We start from the raw sequence: 13,651 nt of genomic DNA, 5'->3' as shown, positions 1-13,651 counted from the left end.
ATGGTATTTGCCTATATCACAACGAGGATTTAACAATGAATGGGATCACTAAGTACAGTATACCTGTCCTGGCGGTGTTAATGCTAGCCGCCTGTGATAGTGACAATGACGACGCAGCTCCAGTTGTTGAGCCACCTCCACCACCTCCAGCATCGACCTATGTGCGTGTTCATCACAGTGTTGCTGATGCTCCTGATGTCAATGTCCTGCTCGATGGAGAAATTGCATTAGAGGCAGTCCCCTTCGGTGCATCTTCCGGGGTAATTGAGCTGGAAGAAGCCACCTACAGTATTCAGGTGGATGGCATTCTTGCCGACGAAACGACCGCCACTGTCATCGGTCCGGCGGATGTTGAGCTTAACGCCGACATGCGTTACGAAGTATTTGCCGTGGGCAAAGTGGGTGATGAATCGATTGCGCCCCTTATTTTCGCCAACGACTATACCGCGGTCAGTTCGGGCAACACCCGGGTTGAAGTTGTGCACGCAGCGCCAGATGCACCGCCAGTCGACGTTTACGTGACGACACCCGGGGCCGATCTGAGCGCGGAATCAGCGGTAACTACGCTGGCATTTAGCGACAACTCGGGTCAGGTTGAAGTCCCTGCAGGTGATTATCAGGTCCGTATTACTGTGGCCGGTGAGCCAGCGAGCGTAGTTTACGACAGCGGCACGCTGACATTAGCCGACGGTGCAGATCTGGTTGTAGCTGCGGTCGCCAACACCATGACGGGTGATTCACCGGTGATGCTGCAAGTAGCTGATGGCGAAGGTGCGGTGCTGGTGCCAGATGTTGACGCCGGTGCAGACATCCGGGTTGTTCATGCCAGTGCTGATGCACCCGCTGTGGATGTTACGGTAAATAATGCAGCGGAGCCGGCAATTCCGGGACTGCAGTTTCTTTCGGCAACCGACTTTATTAACTTACCGGCCGGTGATTATCTTTTCGATGTAGCTGCAGCGGGGGGCGACCCTTTGGTGCTGGATGATGTTCCCCTGACGTTAGCAACGAGCGATCAGCTCAGCGTTTATGCCGTAGGTGCTCTGAGCGATAGCTCACTGACACTGGCGGTGATAAGCGACATGCAGCGTCGGATTGCCACTGAAGCACAGATTCAGCTGGTTCATGCCTCGCCAAGTGCGGGCAACGTCGATATCTACGTAACAACGACTGAGGATTTAACCGACGCAACACCCGCGTTTGCAGACGTCCCCTTTGCTGCAACGGCCCTGGTGTCGACCGGGTATGTATCCTTACCGCCCGGTGATTATGTAGTTACTGTAACCGCTGCGGGAACCACTACTCCCGCTATTGGCCCGGTCAATCTGACGCTCGAAGGCGGCGGTATTTACACAGCTGCAGCGGTCGATGCGACTGGCGGTGGGCTGCCCCCACAACTGCTATTACTGGATGATCTTGCGCCGGCTATGTAGTGAACTGCGGCACAGGTTTCGCCCAGTAGCGTAAGTACAACCACTGACTTGCGCCACGGGCCAGCAAAAAAGCACTTAATGCCAACCACAGTCCGTGGTTGGCATTTTCATTACTGAACCAGACTGCCGCCAACTGCCACAGCGGGACAAACACCAGTAGCGCGCTGACCGCCATGGTATCGCGCATGGCGCGGGTGTAGCCAAGCCCAATAAAAACACCATCAAAATAGTAACTCCAATGGCCGAGCAGCGGCAGCACATAAATCCATGGCAGGTAGTGTTGCGCCGTCGCGATGACCTCTGGTAGATCCGTCAGCAAGCGTACGACAGAATCGCCAGCAAGCCAGAACAAAAAGCTATAAGCGATGGCAAAGAGCATCGACCAGAGTAGCGTGAGACGTAGCCAATACTTGACCTCATCCCGGCGCTGCCGGCCAACCGCGGCACCCGCTAAGGCTTCAACGGCGTAAGCGATACCATCAAGTCCCAGCGAAATAAGCATCAAAAATTGCATCAATACCGCATTCACCGCCACGTAAATATCGCCAAATCGAGCGGCATAACCGGTCATTGTGGCCATACACAGCTGCAGCAGCAAAGAGCGTAGAAAGACATCACGGTTCATGCCAAAAAAACGACTGAAATACTGACGTTGTAAGTGCCAGCTTTGGCCTAACTGCAGCACGTTCCGTATCAGGTACAGGCCGAGCAATGCGGTGCTCACCTCAGCAGTAACTGACGCCCACGCGGCACCAGCGACGTTCATATCCAGACCAATAATCAAAATGATATCGGCAATCACATTCACGGCGTTGGTAAAAATCACCAGGATCATGGCCCTTCGGCTTTGCTGACGCCCTAACAGCACGCCAAGAACCACCAGATTAATGAGCGCCGCGGGCGCCGCCCACATGCGAATCTCAATGTAACGAGTGGCATACTCTTGCAGTTCCGGGCTTGGCGCAATCAACCACCACGCCAGCTCGAGAATCAAGGGTGTCAGCAGCAGCAGACCGACGCCCAGTATCACGGCGAAGGCCAGTGCATGGAGTCCTATCTGACGCTGCTCAGCGAGAACCTCGCGGCCGAAAGCGCGGGCGATTTCTCCCGTCGTTGTCATTCGCAGGAAAATAGCCAGCAGGAAAATAAAACTAACTACCATGGCGCCTAATGCCACTCCACTCAGGTAGATCGCATCAGGTAGATGGCCTATTATGGCAGTATCGACAAGACCTAAAAGTGGCGCAGCAATATTGGAAATGATCATCGGCAACGCGATGGCAAAAATTTTTCGGTGAGCTGGCCACGACCCCCAAAACTTTTGGAGATCGACAATGCGTGGTGTGTTATTAGGCGTGATTTGGCTCATCCTGTTCCCTTTCAGCGCTGGCGCTAGCCATGCGGCCGAGCATGGTGTGGTGATTTTGCAATATCATCATATCGGTGATGATACACCGCGGGTGACCTCAGTGACAGCCGCAGAACTGGAGGAACATTTCCAGTTTCTTGAGGACAATGATTTTACCGTGGTGTCGCTGACGGAAGCGCAGCGGTTGCTGGAAAGCCCGGACCCTATGCCAAACAAAGCGGTGGCGATTACCTTCGATGACGGCTGGCGTAATGTTTACGACAACGGGATACATATCTTTAAAGAATTTGAATTTCCGTTCACGATTTTTATCAATCCGAAGCTCATGGAGGAGACTCCGCACCTGTATATGAGTTGGGAGCAGTTAACCGAACTCCAGAGTTACGGTGCGACCATTGCCAATCACTCCAACAGTCACGGCCACATGACCTGGCGTCAGCAAGGAGAAAGTGAACAACAATGGCTGGCGCGGCAGCGCCGGGATGTTGTTGAAGCGCAGCAGATGTTACAGAAGGCGCTGCCCGGCGAACAGCCACGTCAGTTTGCCTATCCTTACGGGGAATTTAACCCGCAGCTGGAAGCGATGTTGGCCGAGGAAGGATATATTGCCTTTGGTCAGCATTCGGGCCCTTGGGGACCTGCGACGCCAACAACTCAGATCCCACGGTTTCCTGCATCAGCTCAATACGCTGACCTGAAAACATTACGCACGAAATTACTCAGTTTGCCATTGCCAGCAGTGACGACAGCGCCACGTAACATGGTGCTGGAGGACGGTAGTAAAAAGGTGGAGGTCAAGGTCGACGTGGCTAGCAGCAATGACTTTGATACTTCCCTGCTGAACTGCTTTTATCAGGGTGAGCAACTCAAACCACAGTGGCGCAAGCTTGAGCACCAGCTCGGTGATGGCTGGCAGTTAACGCTGCATCTCAAAAATCCGCCTTTGGGACGTTCACGGGTGAATTGCACGGTACCCAGTCGCTCACAGCAGGGACGTTTTTACTGGCACTCGGTGCCGCTGGTGCGCCCCAATGCAGAGGGGCGCTGGCCAGACTAAGCTTACTGATATTGCTGGGTGATGAGCTGGAAATCCTGAACCATCTGCTCCATATCGACCGTCGGCAGCGTGCCAGGCGTGTGACTGGCTTTAAAGATGGCATGCCGGTTGCCGTCTGGATTAACAAGGACAATGGCAGAGCTGTGGTTCACTAAGTAATCCACTTCTTCCTCGCCGGGAATAGAGTACATCAAACCAAGACCGTTGACGAAGGGGTAAAGGTTTTTATGCTCGGCGCGTACGCCCATAAATTCGGTACCAAAATAGGTCGTGTAGTCCGCCAGCTTTTGCTGAGTATCGCGGCGTGGATCAACGCTGATCAGCCAAACTTTCACCGGGCGGTTGGTCACCGAAGCGAGCTGCGGTAATGCTTTCTTAAAGTCCGCCATGGTGGTCGGGCAAATATCCGGACATGAGGTATAGCCAGTGAACAGAAAGGTCCATTGCCCGGTAAGATCGGCATTGGTCAGCTGGGCGCCATTGTGAGCCTCTAGCATGAAGGGGTCGAGCTCCCGCGGTGGTTCGTAAACCAGTGCTTGTGGCTCGGGACGCGGTAAGCTGTTAAAGATCACTACCCCGGCAAGTAATGCCACAATAGCAACCACACTAACTAATAATTTCTGCATTGTTTTCTGCACCTTCGCATTAGCGTTGCAACACTCCTATCAGAGTGCTGGCGTTACAACATAGTGGTCTACTAACAATAGCACAAAGAGTGCCATCAATTGCCAGATTGAGAAACTGAACATGCCATATGCGGTATGTTTGGTTGGAGCAAACTTAAGCTTCCAGGCGTAAAGTAAAAACCAGATACTCAAGATGCTCGAACCGATCAGGTAAATAATCCCTGACATGCCGACAATATAAGGTAACAGGCAGATAATGGCGAGCAAAACGGTGTACAGCAAGATACAGGTCTTGGTGAACTCGATACCGTGTGTCACCGGTAGCATAGGGATGTTGGCCTTGGCGTAATCTTTGGCGCGATGTACGGCTAATGCCCAAAAATGCGGTGGTGTCCAGGTGAAGACAATCATCACCAGCAAAATCGCATGAGGGTGAATCTCATTGGTGACAGCAGTCCAGCCCAAGAGCGGTGGAGCAGCACCAGCGAGACCGCCGATGACAATATTTTGCGGCGTCGCACGCTTTAGATACATCGTGTAAACAATGGCATAGCCGACCAGGCTGGCTAAGGTGAGCCAGGCGGTCAACATGTTCACCCAAATCGCCAACACCACGAAACCCAGGCCACCAATGATGGCGGCGAAACTGAGCACGTGCCGTGGTGACAAGACACCGGATGGCAGCGGCCGACGCAATGTACGCGCCATCTGTGCGTCAATATGGCGATCGACCAGATGGTTGACAGCGGCAGCCGAGCCCGACATCAAGCCGATGCCGATCATGGCTGGCACTACCACCGACCAGCCGACCCAGGTAGGGCTGGCCAGACACATGCCGACAAGTGCGGTGAGCAGGAGTAGCAGAACTACCCGTGGCTTGGTTAATTCCAGATAGTCACGCCAGTGAGCGTGTCTCTTATATGTAATCTCTGTCATACAACTTACTTCCTTTTCGCACGCGGTTATTATTGTTTTAAGCGTGGCGTACGATTTTATAGTTCAAGCCTACCAGACTCAGCAGCAACAATGCACCTACCAAATTATGGGCAACGGCGACACTTAGTGGCAGCATGAAAATAACGTTACTTAAACCGAGAGCGATTTGCACTACCAGGGCCAGGCCCACCCAGTTCAGACTGCTGCGAATCACAGCTGACTGGGCCCGGTTAAAGCCGCGCCATAGTAAAATGCCAACCACAATGAGGGTGATAATGGCACCGATCCGATGGGCAACATGCATGGTCATACGTTCAGCGTAATCGTGCGCACCGTACTGATAAGTGACCGCCTCAGGTACTGAGAAGGCCCCGGCAACGTCTAACTGGCTCTGCCAGTCGCCCTCACAGATAGGTAGATCAGTACAGGCGAGGGCGGCGTAATTAGCAGCCACCCAACCGCCCAGCGCAATCTGAGCCACCACCACGAGGAGGGCGAACAACGCGAAGCTTGCCAGCGGGCGCATCTTGGCATCGCCCATGGGCAGGTGAATACGTTTCAGGCGCAAGCGCAGCAGATAGAGCAAGGCCAGCGTGGAAAAGCCGCCGAGCAGATGCCCCATGACCACCAACGGCTGTAGGTTCAGAGTGACCGTCCACATGCCTAACGCGGCCTGGAAAATCACCAGAGCCAATAAAAAGAGGGGCAGCTTTACCGGTGTTTCAGCGTGTTTGCGTGCTTTTACTAAAGCGCTGATGGCGATAAAGAGAATAAATAACCCAAGGGTCCCGGCAGCATAGCGATGAATCATCTCGTTCCAGGCTTTTTCATGCTCCAAAGGGGAGTCCGGGAACAGTGCTTGCGCCGCTGCCGCTTTATCGACATCCATAGGCACGCTTAAGTGACCGTAACACCCAGGCCAGTCAGGGCAGCCAAGACCTGCATCCGTTAATCTTGTGTAAGCACCCAGTACGATCACGACCAACGCCAGAATTAAACTTAAATTTACCAGAGTACGCATAAATTACCCAATTCGAGAGAGCTTAAGTAAGGTACGTAGATCCGAGAGCAAATTCTTTGCTTCTGCGCGCATGGCTTCTTCTTCTGAAAAGGTCGCGTAGTGGAGCATCGCGTTGCCAAGGGGATCAATAATAAATAGACGGTGCGGCGGGATGTCTGCAAAAGCCGCGGGGAATTCGTCAGAAATAATCGGTATGACCAACGGCGTCTGCTCGAGATCAAAATCTAACGGCGTCCGGCTAAAGACGATGGGTTTGACCCTATCACTTTCTTTACCTAAGGCGACATCAAGCTGGTTCATGGCATAGAGACCCTGTACACAAGCTGCGCCACATTCGTTGTCGGCGACCAAAGCAACGCGCCAGCCTTCGGGCAGCCGTGATTGCAGTTCGTCGCTCAGCTTGATGGGCGGCATGAGCATGGTGCCTTTGTTAGTGGCGGCACCCTGGTACCAGCTTTGATCCAGTACGAACTTGGCACCGATCACCGGCAGTGCAAATGCCAGAATTACGCCAATTAAGGTGGCACGAGATTTTTTTACGGAAGTCATTCACATTCCTTTTTTGTTCTGATTATGGAACGTCGGGCAAAGAAAAATACGATCAGGCAAGCGATAGCTAAGGAAAACCACTGCATGGCATAGGCCTGATGTTTAGCTGGGGTCATGACTTGTGGAGACCACTGCCGCGGCCAGCCAAAATTCGATTGTTCTGAGAGTAGCACTACATAGTTGGCTAAGGGAAGCTCCAGGGCCTCGCTTATGGCGTTAAAATCCAGCTGCTGCACGCGCCACGGCGCTTTGCTGCTAGGTTCGACGATCTGTTCAGCAAAAGTGAAAGCATCGGCGTTCGCTGGATAGAGCCAGCCGTTCACTTGGACCTGGCCGTCAGGTAACGGCAGATTGGGAAGCTGACGGCGGTCTTGGCCGACGGGTACCCAACCCATGTTGACCGGTATGAGCGCCTGGCGATCGCTGACCTTAAGCAGACCAATCACCTGGTAGCCGACCTTGCCGTTAAAGATTTTATTGTCGAGCAGTAAATAATTATCGCTAAAGGCACCGGTGGCAGTGACGGGAGTGTAGCGGGAACTTGCTGCAGGGTCTTCCGGCAAAGGTTGAAATGCACTCTGATCGACCTGGGACTGAGCATTGTTAAAGTCGTCAAACAGAGCCTGTTTTTCTGAGGCACGGTCAAGTTGCCAAAATCCAAGCTTGACCAAAAAGGCAATTGCCAGCACAGTTATTAGAGTTGCTAACGTGGTGCCGTAGCGCATCAGCTTAAACCGAAAGAGGAAAATAATATGGTCTTTATTGCAAAACTCATTTTGGTACTACTCATGTTATTCATGGTCTACAACCTCATGCGCGCTTTAATTACCATGCTGCGCAATGATCCGACCAAACCGCCAATGACGCGCTATCTAGGGCGCCGCGTAGGTGCCTCCGTGCTGGCCATTATTATCATAGTATTGCTGCTGGCTTCCGGTGTTCTGGAACCTAACCCGCGACCCTACTGAATGGATTCAGTAGGCCGCGGGTCCATGCTTTAGAGTATATAAACGAAAATAAACAAGCATACCCAGACCACGTCCACAAAGTGCCAGTACCAACTGGTGGCTTGAAAGGCAAAGTGGCCTTCTGGCGTAAAGTGACCTTTTAAAACCCTCAGGAACATCACGATTAACATGATGGTTCCCAGAGTTACGTGAAGGCCGTGAAAACCGGTCAACATGTAAAAGGTGTTACCGTAAATTCCTGAGTCGAGCGTCAGACCTAAATCCTGATAAGCGTGCACGTATTCTGCGCCTTGCAGGTACAGGAAGATAAGGCCCAGCACAATGGTCACACCCAGCCAGCCGATCAACTGCTTACGTTTGCCTTTCTCCAGGCCAACGTGAGCGAAATGACAGGTGAACGAGGAGGTGATCAAGATCAAGGTGTTGTAGAGTGGTAGTCCCAGCCAGCCCATGGCTCCTGACTCAATGCCACCAGGGGTTTCAGTCAACGGCCAGATGGCCTCGAAACCCGGCCACAGAACCTCATTGGTCATGACATTATTGCTGGCGCCGCCGAGCCATTCAACGGCGATAACCCGTGCGTAAAAAAGCGCGCCGAAGAACGCCGCAAAGAACATAATCTCCGAGAAGATAAACCATGCCATACCTTGTCGGTAGGAGTGGCCAAGCTGCTTACTATAAAGTCCGGACATTGACTCGTTGATCTGGTCGCGAAACCAACCGAACAACATCACCAGAATGACAACAATGCCGGCTAACAGGACGTTAATGCCCCAGCCATCGGCTTCGTTTTTCATATCAATGACTGTGTGTCCAGCACCGAAAGCGATCAGGCCGAGGCCAATGGCGCCTACGATCGGCCATGGACTTGATGCAGGCACATAGTATTTTTCGTGTTTTTGTTCTGCCATTGCAAAAATCCTCAGTTTACTGGCTGTGCGATCGCAGCCAGCGCATCAGGTGTAGCGTTTTCTGTCATATCGTACATGGTGTATGACAGGGTAACCGTGTGAATGTCGTCGGGAATCTCTGGATCGAGATAAAACTGCATCGGCATCGCCGTTTTCGCCCCCGCGGCGAGTGGTTGCTGATTAAAGCAAAAACACTCGACCTTATTCAGATACAGGGAGGCTTCGCCAGGCGCCACGGACGGAATGGCTTGTGCAATCATATTGCCGCCCGTTGGGTTGTTGGCGAGAAAGTTGACCACCTTGGTCTCGCCCGGGTGCACGCGAACTGAGTTGACTTCAGGTTCGAATCCCCAGGGCATACCCTTATTCACACGCGTAATAAATTGCACGTTTACCGTTCGACTGGTATCCACTGTTTTGGTGTTCGCGGCCGCTTGTCCATCGGTGAAGCGGCCGTTGAAACCCGTAATATCACAGAACACGTCGTACAGTGGCACCAAGGCGAAACCGAACGCAAACATCCCCACCACCGTCAGTAATAGACGGCGGACGATACGGGTGTTGTCAGGTTTGCCTTGTTGCTCAGCCATGGTCCTGCGCCTCAGGTGGTGTCTTGGAGGTGTCAGGCGGTGTATCGAAGGTGTGATACGGAGCTGGTGATGGTACTGTCCACTCCAGTCCTTCGGCACCTTCCCATGGTTTAGCAGGCGCTTTCTCGCCACCTTTCACGCACTTGATAACAACCCACAGGAAGATCAACTGCGATAAGCCAAAGGCAAAGCCACCAATACTGACGATCTGATTAATATCAGCAAACTGTATTGAGTAATCCGGGATACGCCGTGGCATTCCTGCAAGACCGGCAAAGTGCATAGGGAAGAAGAGCACGTTGACGGAAATTAAGGATGCCCAGAAATGCAGTTTTGCAAGTCCCTCATCGTACATATGGCCGGTCCATTTTGGCAGCCAGAAATAGGCGGCGGCCATGATAGAGAAGATGGCACCACTGACCAGTACGTAGTGGAAATGCGCGACGACGAAGTAGGTATCATGATACTGGAAATCTACTGGAGTGATCGCCAGCATTAAGCCGGAGAAGCCGCCAATGGTAAACAGAATCACGAATGCCAGTGAAAACAGCATGGGCGTCTCAAAAGTGATTGAGCCACGCCACATGGTGGCAACCCAGTTGAAGACTTTCACCCCGGTCGGCACCGAGATCAGCATCGTACAGTACATGAAGAAGAGTTCAGCAAAGACTGGCATCCCCGTGGTGAACATGTGATGTGCCCATACCAGGAAGGAGAGTCCGGCGATGGCCGCCGTTGCATAGACCATTGAGGCATAGCCAAACAAAGGTTTGCGGGCGAACGCAGGAATAATTGCTGAGACAATCCCGAAGGACGGCAAGATCATGATGTAAACTTCGGGGTGCCCAAAGAACCAGAAAATGTGCTGGAACATGACTGGGTCACCACCTCCTGCGGCATCGAAGAAGCTGGTGCCAAAGTATTTATCTGTCAACACCATGGTGACTGCGCCGGCTAGTACTGGCATGACTGCTATCAACAGGAAGGCAGTAATAAACCAGGACCATACGAATAACGGCATTTTCATGTAGGTCATGCCGGGTGCACGCATATTCATGATGGTAACGATAACGTTTATCGCCCCCATGATCGACGAGATACCCATGATGTGCACGGAGAACACGAACAGTGCGGTGGAATCGCTACTGTAAGTGGTCGACAGCGGTGCGTAGAAGGTCCAGCCAAAGGCCGGGCCGCCACCTTCCATGAACAGTGACGCTAACAAAATGGCGAAAGCGAACGGCAGAATCCAGAAACTCCAGTTATTCATCCGTGGCAAGGCCATATCCGGTGCACCGATCATCATTGGAATCATCCAGTTCGCCAAGCCGGTGAAGGCCGGCATAACTGCACCGAATACCATGATAAGACCATGTACCGTGGTCATCTGATTAAAAAAGTGGGGGTCTACAAGTTGTAGTCCAGGTTGAAAGAGTTCAGCGCGAATAACCATCGCCATTGAACCGCCAACCAAAAACATAATGAAACTGAACCACAGGTACATCGAGCCGATGTCTTTGTGGTTCGTGGTAAACAGCCAACGGGTAACACCCGACGGCGCATGGTGGTGATGATCGTCGTGCTGATCCATCTCGCCAACAACTGTGCTCATAGTCAGGTCTCCCTTATTCGTTCATGTACGCGTTAACATCAGAAGCTTGTACGGTTTCGCCAGTGTCGTTACCCCAGGCGTTACGCTCATAGGTAATCACTGCGGCAAGTTCGCGTAAGCTCAACTGATTGCCAAACGCCTGCATCGAGGTGCCGGATTTGCCATTCACTACGATATCGATGTGACCTTCCATATCGTTAAGTGCCATAGGCGACCCTTTGAGTGCCGGGAATACCCCTGGAATGCCTTCGCCATTTGCCTGATGACAGGCGGCACAGCTACCCAGGTACACCTGTTCACCAAGATCCATCAGCTCGGTCATGTCCATAGACATGGCCAATAGACGTTGTTCCTCTTCTTTTGCCTTGCGCTGAATCTCTTCCTGCGCGGCGAGCCACTTGTCGTATTCGGCTGGCTCTTTAGCAATAACGACTACTGGCATGAAGCCATGGTCTTTACCGCAAAGCTCAGCACATTGGCCGCGATAGATACCGGGTTGATCGACTTTGGTCCAGGCTTCGTTAATGAAACCCGGGTTGGCGTCTTTTTTCACAGCAAAGTCCGGAACCCACCAGGAGTGGATAACGTCATCTGAGGTGATGAGGAAACGAACTTTACGGTCGGTAGGAATGACCAATGGACGGTCAACCTCGAGCAAGTAGTTTTCGCCTTTTTCGAGTTTGTTCTCGATTTGATCGCGCTGAGTTGCGAGCAGGCTGAAATACTCGACGTTACTGTCAAAGTATTTGTAATGCCATTTCCATTGCGAGCCGGTCACTAAAACAGTGACGTCGGATTCTGAACTGTCTTCCATTGCGATAAGGGTCGATGTAGCGGGAATCGCCATACCAATCAAAATCAAAAACGGAATGATGGTCCATAAAATCTCAACTTTAACACTCTCGTGAAAAGTTGCGGGTTTCCGGCCATTTGATTTGCGATGGCGAATCATTGACCAAAACATTGCCCCAAAAACGATTACGCCAATCACACAACAGATATAAAATATCGTCATGTGTAAGTCGTAAACGCGCTGACTAATCTCAGTAACGCCCTGAGTTAGGTTAAACTGCGATTGCGCTTGCGCAGCAATGGGAAACATTGCTGTTAGCGCGGTGATGAGTCTGATACTCACGCGACATCTCCTCTCATTCTTCCGACGCGGATTATTCCGCGAATACACCGAAGTGCGAGCCTGAAGAACAACGAGGTGAGCAGAAAAAGGAACAGCATTTCTGTGGAGAAAAATCGCTTTCCCTACTAACCCTTTTGTTGTTTTGTATTTAATAGTTATTTTTATTTAGTGTGTTAGCAGTAAGCTGCTCGAACAAAATACCATGAGTAGATGAAAAAGCCACCGCCAAAGTTAAGATTTTTCAGATTAGATTGAAAAAAAAGGCTGCCGAAGCAGCCTTGCAGGGAAAACCTTCTCAATTAGTGGAGTGGGGATCGAGAAGGTTGATTGTGGAAAATAAAGCTATGGGTCTGACTTACTTTGCGCGCCATTTTTAAGCGTTGCGCAACTCGCGATGATGAGACATCACCAAGAAAGCTGAGGACGACACTGCTGGTACCGGCGAGCAGTGCCTGCTCTGTTGCCCATTCACGCTGATCAGCGTCACGTCCGGCGACCCAGCGAATGCGCGAGCGGCTAACGCCAGCGTTAACCAGTTGCTGAATCGCTTCACGACTGCCACCAATCACGGTTACCCATTGTTTAGTGCGTAATGCCAGTGACTGGATACGCGGCATCAGACTGGCAAACTCCTCGCTTGAAAAGCTGCTGTCATCAGTAATAGCTAGGGTATTGACCGCAAGCTCCTGGCTCGCGTGGGGATAGTTGTATCTCATAACCATGCTCCATTTCGAATCACGCCGACCGCAAGTCCTTCGATAGTGAAGAACTGATGAGTAAGGTCGACCTGGATAGGTGAAAACTCTTCATTTTCTGGATGCAGTAAGATCGTATTTCCTTTTCGCTCGAAACGTTTCACGGTGACGTCATCTTCCACGCGGGCGACGATAATCTGGCCGTTACGTACTTCCTGGGTTTTGTGCACTGCGAGTAAGTCACCGTCCAAAATGCCAATGTCTTTCATGCTCATGCCATTTACACGAAGCAGAAAGTCGGCGTGTGGACGGAACAGGTTCTGGTCCACTTGATAGTGACTTTCGATATGTTCCTGTGCGAGGATCGGTTCGCCGGCGGCGACCTGACCAATAAGCGGCAGGCCCTGAGGAATATCTTCCTCCTCAACGCCGACCAGGCGCAGGCCACGGGACATACCTGGCAGCATTTCGATGACGCCTTTTTTGGCTAACGCTTTGAGGTGCTCTTCGGCAGAGTTTGCCGAGCGGAAGCCTAGCCGGGCCGCAATTTCAGCGCGCGTCGGTGGCATGCCCGTAGCGTCAATTGTATCCTTGATAAGATCCAGAATTTCTTGTTGTCGTGGCGTTAAAGGTCGCATCTTTTTACCTGTTTATCTATACAGTAATACTGTGAGTATATACAGGTGTTTTGAGATCGCAACTTTTTTGTACGTTTTTTTTCTGTCAGCAAACCAGCCGAATCAATGATA

General features: G+C 51.8%; 15 protein-coding genes. 3 read left to right on the top strand and 12 right to left on the bottom strand.

Features of this window, described 5'->3' with window-relative positions; translation table 11 throughout:
- Nucleotides 1–35: 35 nt before the first annotated feature.
- Nucleotides 36–1,433: a DUF4397 domain-containing protein gene (locus tag J6J34_RS02620; protein ID WP_301835473.1), complete on the top strand. Its 1,398-nt coding sequence runs from the start codon at nucleotides 36–38 to the stop codon at nucleotides 1,431–1,433.
- Here J6J34_RS02620 and J6J34_RS02615 read toward each other — a convergent pair.
- Entirely contained in the window at nucleotides 1,426–2,700 is a 1,275-nt protein-coding gene (locus tag J6J34_RS02615; protein ID WP_301835476.1) for an MATE family efflux transporter, read from the bottom strand. The two genes, J6J34_RS02620 and J6J34_RS02615, sit on opposite strands and share 8 nt — an antisense overlap.
- 67 nt (nucleotides 2,701–2,767) lie before the next feature.
- Here J6J34_RS02615 and J6J34_RS02610 point away from each other — a divergent pair, with 67 nt between their 5' ends.
- Entirely contained in the window at nucleotides 2,768–3,859 is a 1,092-nt protein-coding gene (locus tag J6J34_RS02610) for a polysaccharide deacetylase family protein (RefSeq protein ID WP_301835477.1), read from the top strand.
- Nucleotides 3,860–3,861: 2 nt separating this feature from the next.
- Here J6J34_RS02610 and J6J34_RS02605 read toward each other — a convergent pair whose 3' ends face one another.
- The 5 genes from J6J34_RS02605 to J6J34_RS02585 are packed head-to-tail and all read right to left on the bottom strand — an operon-like array spanning nucleotide 3,862 to nucleotide 7,716.
- The gene (locus tag J6J34_RS02605) at nucleotides 3,862–4,485 is read right to left on the bottom strand and encodes an SCO family protein (protein ID WP_301719283.1); all 624 of its coding nucleotides are present in this window, start codon (nucleotides 4,483–4,485) and stop codon (nucleotides 3,862–3,864) included.
- 39 nt (nucleotides 4,486–4,524) lie between these two features.
- Complete coding sequence (gene cyoE / locus J6J34_RS02600) at nucleotides 4,525–5,421, bottom strand: heme o synthase (protein WP_301719284.1); 897 nt, start codon at nucleotides 5,419–5,421, stop codon at nucleotides 4,525–4,527.
- A 37-nt stretch (nucleotides 5,422–5,458) separates the two neighbouring features.
- On the bottom strand, nucleotides 5,459–6,442 hold the full coding sequence (locus tag J6J34_RS02595; protein ID WP_301719285.1) for a COX15/CtaA family protein: 984 nt from the start codon (nucleotides 6,440–6,442) through the stop codon (nucleotides 5,459–5,461).
- A 3-nt stretch (nucleotides 6,443–6,445) separates the two neighbouring features.
- Complete coding sequence (locus J6J34_RS02590; protein WP_301719286.1) at nucleotides 6,446–6,991, bottom strand: hypothetical protein; 546 nt, start codon at nucleotides 6,989–6,991, stop codon at nucleotides 6,446–6,448.
- A complete protein-coding gene (locus J6J34_RS02585) occupies nucleotides 6,988–7,716 on the bottom strand; it encodes an SURF1 family protein (protein ID WP_301835478.1) in 729 nt (242 codons plus the stop codon). Before J6J34_RS02585 ends, J6J34_RS02590 begins: the two co-directional genes overlap by 4 nt.
- A 27-nt stretch (nucleotides 7,717–7,743) precedes the next feature.
- Here J6J34_RS02585 and J6J34_RS02580 point away from each other — a divergent pair, with 27 nt between their 5' ends.
- Nucleotides 7,744–7,959, top strand: coding sequence for a DUF2909 domain-containing protein (locus tag J6J34_RS02580; RefSeq protein WP_301775053.1), 216 nt, complete (start codon nucleotides 7,744–7,746; stop codon nucleotides 7,957–7,959).
- Between the two features lie 29 nt (nucleotides 7,960–7,988).
- Here J6J34_RS02580 and J6J34_RS02575 read toward each other — a convergent pair whose 3' ends face one another.
- The 6 genes from J6J34_RS02575 to lexA form a co-directional block, all read right to left on the bottom strand.
- Complete coding sequence (locus J6J34_RS02575; RefSeq protein WP_301719291.1) at nucleotides 7,989–8,870, bottom strand: cytochrome c oxidase subunit 3; 882 nt, start codon at nucleotides 8,868–8,870, stop codon at nucleotides 7,989–7,991.
- A gap of 11 nt (nucleotides 8,871–8,881) precedes the next feature.
- Complete coding sequence (locus J6J34_RS02570; RefSeq protein WP_301719292.1) at nucleotides 8,882–9,460, bottom strand: cytochrome c oxidase assembly protein; 579 nt, start codon at nucleotides 9,458–9,460, stop codon at nucleotides 8,882–8,884.
- Nucleotides 9,453–11,072: a cytochrome c oxidase subunit I gene (gene ctaD / locus J6J34_RS02565; protein ID WP_301719293.1), complete on the bottom strand. Its 1,620-nt coding sequence runs from the start codon at nucleotides 11,070–11,072 to the stop codon at nucleotides 9,453–9,455. Before ctaD ends, J6J34_RS02570 begins: the two co-directional genes overlap by 8 nt.
- Nucleotides 11,073–11,085: 13 nt before the next feature.
- A complete protein-coding gene (gene coxB / locus J6J34_RS02560; RefSeq protein WP_301720778.1) occupies nucleotides 11,086–12,174 on the bottom strand; it encodes a cytochrome c oxidase subunit II in 1,089 nt (362 codons plus the stop codon).
- Between the two features lie 332 nt (nucleotides 12,175–12,506).
- Nucleotides 12,507–12,923, bottom strand: coding sequence for an SOS-response cell division inhibitor (locus J6J34_RS02555; protein ID WP_301719294.1), 417 nt, complete (start codon nucleotides 12,921–12,923; stop codon nucleotides 12,507–12,509).
- The gene (lexA, locus tag J6J34_RS02550; RefSeq protein ID WP_301719295.1) at nucleotides 12,920–13,540 is read right to left on the bottom strand and encodes a transcriptional repressor LexA; all 621 of its coding nucleotides are present in this window, start codon (nucleotides 13,538–13,540) and stop codon (nucleotides 12,920–12,922) included. Before lexA ends, J6J34_RS02555 begins: the two co-directional genes overlap by 4 nt.
- Nucleotides 13,541–13,651: the final 111 nt, after the last annotated feature.

Origin of the sequence: Pseudidiomarina terrestris, assembly GCF_030466405.1 — a bacterium.
Lineage (GTDB): Bacteria > Pseudomonadota > Gammaproteobacteria > Enterobacterales > Alteromonadaceae > Pseudidiomarina > Pseudidiomarina terrestris.
The sequence above is the reverse complement of the archived record's forward strand: the minus strand, read 5'-3'. Positions and strand labels throughout refer to the sequence as shown.

Bases quoted from the DNA above. Each gene is read 5' to 3' on its own strand.
- J6J34_RS02620 (WP_301835473.1), top strand. From the start codon at position 36: ATGAATGGGATCACTAAGTACAGTATACCTGTCCTGGCGGTGTTAATG.
- J6J34_RS02615 (WP_301835476.1), bottom strand. From the start codon at position 2,700: ATGATCATTTCCAATATTGCTGCGCCACTTTTAGGTCTTGTCGATACT.
- J6J34_RS02610 (WP_301835477.1), top strand. From the start codon at position 2,768: ATGCGTGGTGTGTTATTAGGCGTGATTTGGCTCATCCTGTTCCCTTTC.
- J6J34_RS02605 (WP_301719283.1), bottom strand. From the start codon at position 4,485: ATGCAGAAATTATTAGTTAGTGTGGTTGCTATTGTGGCATTACTTGCC.
- cyoE (WP_301719284.1), bottom strand. From the start codon at position 5,421: ATGACAGAGATTACATATAAGAGACACGCTCACTGGCGTGACTATCTG.
- J6J34_RS02595 (WP_301719285.1), bottom strand. From the start codon at position 6,442: ATGCGTACTCTGGTAAATTTAAGTTTAATTCTGGCGTTGGTCGTGATC.
- J6J34_RS02590 (WP_301719286.1), bottom strand. From the start codon at position 6,991: ATGACTTCCGTAAAAAAATCTCGTGCCACCTTAATTGGCGTAATTCTG.
- J6J34_RS02585 (WP_301835478.1), bottom strand. From the start codon at position 7,716: ATGCGCTACGGCACCACGTTAGCAACTCTAATAACTGTGCTGGCAATT.
- J6J34_RS02580 (WP_301775053.1), top strand. From the start codon at position 7,744: ATGGTCTTTATTGCAAAACTCATTTTGGTACTACTCATGTTATTCATG.
- J6J34_RS02575 (WP_301719291.1), bottom strand. From the start codon at position 8,870: ATGGCAGAACAAAAACACGAAAAATACTATGTGCCTGCATCAAGTCCA.
- J6J34_RS02570 (WP_301719292.1), bottom strand. From the start codon at position 9,460: ATGGCTGAGCAACAAGGCAAACCTGACAACACCCGTATCGTCCGCCGT.
- ctaD (WP_301719293.1), bottom strand. From the start codon at position 11,072: ATGAGCACAGTTGTTGGCGAGATGGATCAGCACGACGATCATCACCAC.
- coxB (WP_301720778.1), bottom strand. From the start codon at position 12,174: ATGTTTCCCATTGCTGCGCAAGCGCAATCGCAGTTTAACCTAACTCAG.
- J6J34_RS02555 (WP_301719294.1), bottom strand. From the start codon at position 12,923: ATGAGATACAACTATCCCCACGCGAGCCAGGAGCTTGCGGTCAATACC.
- lexA (WP_301719295.1), bottom strand. From the start codon at position 13,540: ATGCGACCTTTAACGCCACGACAACAAGAAATTCTGGATCTTATCAAG.